The sequence below is a fragment of the Nocardia aurea genome (genome assembly GCF_003123685.1).
In the GTDB taxonomy this organism is placed as follows: domain Bacteria; phylum Actinomycetota; class Actinomycetes; order Mycobacteriales; family Mycobacteriaceae; genus Nocardia; species Nocardia aurea.
In genome coordinates, this window is the sequence record NZ_QCYJ01000054.1 from 1 (window position 1) to 5,166 (window position 5,166).

General features: G+C 74.4%; 4 protein-coding genes and 1 pseudogene. 4 read left to right on the top strand and 1 reads right to left on the bottom strand.

The genetic code is table 11. The annotated features are described in order from the left end of the window. Positions 1 to 107: 107 nt before the first annotated feature. From DAT37_RS12590 to DAT37_RS12605, 4 genes are read left to right on the top strand one after another with little or no spacing between them, the layout of a single operon-like run. A complete protein-coding gene (locus DAT37_RS12590) occupies positions 108 to 1,406 on the top strand; it encodes an MFS transporter (RefSeq protein WP_198654227.1) in 1,299 nt (432 codons plus the stop codon). A gap of 60 nt (positions 1,407 to 1,466) precedes the next feature. Then, a complete protein-coding gene (locus DAT37_RS12595) occupies positions 1,467 to 2,567 on the top strand; it encodes an acyl-CoA dehydrogenase family protein (RefSeq protein ID WP_109524945.1) in 1,101 nt (366 codons plus the stop codon). A 46-nt stretch (positions 2,568 to 2,613) separates the two neighbouring features. Then, a complete protein-coding gene (locus DAT37_RS12600; protein WP_109524946.1) occupies positions 2,614 to 3,576 on the top strand; it encodes an acyl-CoA dehydrogenase family protein in 963 nt (320 codons plus the stop codon). Continuing rightward, on the top strand, positions 3,573 to 4,409 hold the full coding sequence (locus DAT37_RS12605) for a TIGR03619 family F420-dependent LLM class oxidoreductase (protein ID WP_109524947.1): 837 nt from the start codon (positions 3,573 to 3,575) through the stop codon (positions 4,407 to 4,409). Before DAT37_RS12600 ends, DAT37_RS12605 begins: the two co-directional genes overlap by 4 nt. 85 nt (positions 4,410 to 4,494) lie before the next feature. Here DAT37_RS12605 and DAT37_RS12610 read toward each other — a convergent pair. Continuing rightward, positions 4,495 to 5,166: pseudogene (locus DAT37_RS12610) on the bottom strand (hypothetical protein); the annotation flags it as partial.

Consider the following 5,166-nt stretch of genomic DNA (forward strand, 5'->3'; position numbering starts at 1 on the left):
AGATGATGCGGGTTCTCGGCCTGCGCGCCATCGCCCCCGGAGCGGGAGCCCTGCTGTCCGAAGAATACGCCGAAGCCTGACCGGCGATCCCAGCAAGGAGAAAGCCCATGACCACCCCCCAAGCCACCATGCGTGGCGAGACCAAGACCACCAGCCGGTATCTCGTCGTCGCACTGTGCAGCGTCGCGATCATCATCGACGGGTACGACCTGATCGTCTACGGCACCGTCGTGCCGACCTTCCTCGGCGGCACCGCCGAATGGACGCTGACGAAACCGCAGGCGGGCGCCATCGGCGCGTATGCCCTGGTCGGGATGCTGATCGGCGCCATCGCCATCGGCACGATCACCGACCTGGCCGGGCGCAGGCGCATCATGATCGCCTGCATCGGGTGGTTCTCCACCGCGATGGTCTGCTCCGCTCTGGCGCCCGACCCGACGGTCTTCGGCCTGACCCGGTTCCTCGCCGGTCTCGGTCTCGGCGGCCTGGTGCCCACGGCGATCGCGCTCACCATCGAGTACGCCCACCCGCGCCACCGGAGCACGACGAACGCCCTGATGTTCTCCGGGTACTCCATCGGCGGCATCATCGTCTCGCTCACCGCGATCGAGGTCATCCCCGCCCTGGGCTGGCGCGCGATGTTCTGGATCGGTGCGGGGCTGGGCGTCGTGCTGCTGCCGTTGGTGGTCCGCTACCTGCCCGAGTCGGCGGGCTACCTGCTCGCGCGGGGCAGGCACGCCGAGGCCGAGGAACTGGCCCACCGCTTCGGGGTGACGCTGGGCCGGCCGGCGCGCGGCGAAGAGGGGTCTTCGGCGCTGTCGGGGCTGCGGTCGTTGTTCGCGCCGAAGCTGGTCGCGGGGACCGTGCTGTTCTGGCTCGGCACCGGGATCGGGCTGCTGCTGGTGTACGGCCTGAACACCTGGCTCGCGCAGATCATGCGCGAGGCCGGCTACGAGCTGGGTTCGGCGATCGCGTTCATCCTGGCGCTGAACCTCGGCGCCATCATCGGCACCCCGCTGCTCGGCGCCCTCGCCGACCGCGTCGGCTCCAAGCGGGTCATCGCGACGATGTTCCTGACGGCCGCACTGTCGATCTTCGGTCTCAGCTTCGCGCTGCCCACCCCGCTGCTGTACGTCCTCGTCACCGTCGCGGGCGCGTGCACCATCGGTACCACCATCCTGGTCAACGCCTACACCGCCACCTACTATCCGGCCCGGATGCGCGCCACCGGACTCGGCTGGGCCCTGGGCGTCGGACGGCTCGGCGCCATCCTCGGCCCGATCTACGGCAGCTACATCCTCGCCTCCGGCTGGGGCCTCGACGCGAACTTCTACGCGTTCGCGGTGCCCGCCGTGGTGGGCATGCTGTGCATCCTGCTCATTCCGGCCCCGCGCCCCGCCTCATAGCGCGGCCGGCTCACGCAGTACAGCCTGTTCAGGTCACCAAGCGTGCGCTAGCTTGGTGACGTGGATCTCGATTACACCAGGGCCGAGCAGGACTTCCGCGCCGAGGTTCGCGACTGGCTGGCCGGCCACGTGCCCGGACCCCTGCCGTCCATGGACACCCCCGAGGGCTTCGAGGCGCACCGCGCATGGGAGGCGCTGCTGGCCTCCGCACGGCTCTCCGCCGTCTCCTGGCCAAGCGAGTACGGCGGGCGGGGCGCCTCCCTCGTCGAATGGCTGATCTTCGAGGAGGAGTACTGGGCGGCGGGCGCGCCCGCCAGGGTCACCCAGAACGGCGTCTTCCTGCTCGCCCCGACGCTCATGGCCTTCGGCACCGACGAGCAGCGGCACGCGTGGCTGCCCCGGATGGCGCGCGCCGACGACGTGTGGGCGCAGGCCTGGTCGGAGCCGGAGGCGGGCAGCGACCTGGCCGCGCTGACCTCCCGCGCCGTGCGGGCCGACGGCGGCTGGCGGCTGTACGGGCACAAGACGTGGAGCTCGCGCGCCGCGTACGCCTCGCACGGGTTCGGGCTGTTCCGCACGTCCGGCGCCAGGCACAAGGGGCTGACGTACTTCCTGTTCCCCCTGGACGAGGTGACCGTCCGGCCGATCGCGCAGCTCGACGGGCTGCCGGGGTTCGCCGAGCTGTTCCTCGACGGGGTGTTCGTGCCCGACTCGATGGTCGTCGGCGAGGAGGGCGACGGCTGGCGCATCGCCATGGCCACCACCTCCTCCGAACGCGGCCTGACCCTGCGCAGCCCCGGCCGCTTCCTGGCCACCGCCGACCGGCTCGTCACGCTGGCCAGGCACGCCGACCCGGTGCTCGCCGACCAGGCCGCCAGGTGCTGGACCGACGCCGAGGCCTACCGCCTGCACACCTTCCAGACCGCCCGCCGCCTCATGGCCGGGGAGGAGATCGGGCCGGCCGCCAGCATGGGCAAGGTCTTCTGGTCCGAGCTGGACCTGCGCATGCACACCCTCGCCATGGAACTGCTCGGGGAGCGGGCCGGGGAGACGCCCTGGCTCGACGGCTTCCTCTTCTCGCTGGCCGGGCCGATCTACGCGGGCACCAACGAGATCCAGCGCACCATCATCGCCGAGCGAATCCTGGGGCTGCCCCGATGACCCACGAGCCTGCCGCCGCCCTCCGGCCCGTCCGGAAGGCGCGCCGATGAACTTCGCCTTCACCCCCGACCAGCTCGCCCTGGCCGCGACCGTGCGCGACGTGCTGGCGGAGCACTGCCCGCCGCGGGCGCTGCGCACCGAACGCCTCCCCGCCTGGGAACGGCTCGCCGGCGTCGGGTTCTTCGGGCTGCTCGTCCCGCCCGAGGCAGACGGGCTCGGCCTCGGGCTGGTGGACGCGGTGCCCGCCCTGGAGGAGACCGGGCGGGCCTGCCTGCCGGGGCCCGTCGTGGAGACCGCCATCGTGGCGCCGTACCTGCTGCCGGGCGTCCCCAAACTCGCCTCCGGCGCGGTCCGCGTGAGCGTCGTGCCTCCCGGTGGCGCGTGCGCGCCGGACGCGGACCTCGCCGACCTCCTCGTGGTCGCGCGGCCGGACGGGCCGCGCCTGGTGTCCAAGGACGCGGTACGGCTCACGCCCCGCCCCGGCGCCGACCCGTGCCGCCCGCTGTTCGAGGTGGCGTACGCCGACTCGGCGTCCCTGGAGCGGCCCCTGGCGCCGGCCCTGCTCCGGGCCACCGTGGCGACCGCCGCGCAGCTCATCGGCGTCGCCCGGCGCCTGCTGGACGAGTCCGTGGCCTACGCGCGCACCCGCACCCAGTTCGGGGCGCCCATCGGCTCGTTCCAGGCGGTCAAGCACCGGCTCGCCGACGTGGCCATCGCCGTGTCGTTCGCCGCGCCGCTCGTCCACCGGGCGGCCGTCTCCGTGGACGCGGGCGCGGCCACCGCGGACCGCGACGCGAGCGCCGCCAAGGCCGCCGCAGGGGAGGCCGCCTCGCTGGCGGCGCGGGCCGCCCTGCAGACTCACGGCGCCATCGGCTACACCGAGGAGCTGGACCTGCGGTTCTGGCTGGCCCGCGCGTGGTCGCTGTCGGCCGCCTACGGGAGCGGCTCGGCCCACCGCGCCGCGATCCGGGACGCCGTGCTCGGCGGTGACACGAGGCGGTACCCGTGAAGTACGGGGTGCCGCTCGGGCTCCTGCACCCGGCCGCGTGGAAGGACGTCGCGGTGGCGGCCGACGAGCTGGGCTTCGAGTCGGTGTGGCTTCCCGAGCACCTCGTCTTCGCCACCGACCTGTCGACGGCCGCCTACCCGGGGACGTCCGAGCCCGGCATCAAGCCCGGGACGCCGCTGTTCGACGCGCCCGCCTACCTGTGCTGGCTGGCCGCCTGCACCTCCCGGGTGCGGCTCGGCACGGCCGTGCACCTGCTCGCCCTGCGCCACCCGTTCGTCTCCGCCCGCGCCTTCGCCACGCTCGACCTGGTGTCCTCCGGGCGGGCCGTCTGCGGGGTCGGGGCGGGCTGGTACCGGGGGGAGTGGGACGCCGTGGGGCTCGGCTTCGCCGACCGGGGCGCGCGGCTGGACGAGGTCATCGAGGTGACCAGGCGGCTGTGGAGCGAGCCCGCCGTGGCGCACTCGGGGCGGTTCTACAGCTTCGCCGAGGTCGCCTTCGAGCCCAAGCCCGTGCAGCACCGGCTGCCGATCCTGTGCGGGGGAGAGTCGCGCGCCGCGCTGCGGCGGGCGGCGCGGCTGTGCGACGGGTGGATCAGCATGCCGCACACCCTGGAGTCCATCCGGCCGCAGCTCGACCGGCTGGCCGCGCTCGGCGGGACCGGGTCGGTGACGGCGCACGCGTACGAGCTGGGGGCGCCGGAGGAGGTGGCGTCGTGGGCGGCGCTCGGCGTGGACCGGCTCATCGTCCGGCCGTGGAGCCGCGGCAGGGACGCGGTGGCGCGGCTTGAGTCCTTCGCGGACGCCTACGGCCTGGAGCGCCCGGCGCGGCTGTGAGAGCCGCTTTCCTGGGGTGCAGGGCTTTTTCTGGGGGCTGTTTTGCGGGGGTACCGGGCTTCTGGGGCGCCGGGCTTCTGGGGTGTCAGGCGCGGTGGCGGCCCCTGCGTGGGCCGGTGCGGGACTCCCTGGCGGGGGCCCCGGTGGTGAGGGGGCCGGCCGCGGGGGAGCGGTGGCGGCGGCCCCGGATCGGGGCGTCCTGGACGAACGCGCCGTCGAGGTGCGCCTCCGCGACGTGGGCGTGGCGGCGTTCGCGCACCGCCTGGTCCCGACCGGTCCAGGGGGGATCGATCCGGTGGCGGCCGGGTCCGTGCGGGTCCGTGCGCTGCTGGTCGGGGCAGTACGGGGCGGACACGCGGTGCCGCCTGCCGCGCGGCGGGGCGTCGGAGGCGAACGCCGCGGGCTCCTCGATCGGGTGCCCGCCACGGCGCCGCCGGCCACGGTATCCGGCGCCCTCCAGGCGGGGCGGGCGCGCCTGGCCCGCGTACCCCGCGTCCCGGGAGCGCGACGGGCGGGCCGGGCGCGCGAAGGCGTCGAACCGGCTCGTCGCCTCCGGGATGGTGATGGGCTCGAACACCGGCCCCCGACCGGCGGGGACGAGCTGGGACGGCAGCTGACGCTCGCCGGCGGCCGGCTCGAACGGGCGGAAGCGCGGCGTGGAGGCGGGGGCGGGGGCCAGAGGACGGGGGATGACCACCGGTTCGAGGGTGACCGGGATCTCGGTCAGAAGCGGGGTCTTGGTCAGGAGCGGGATCTC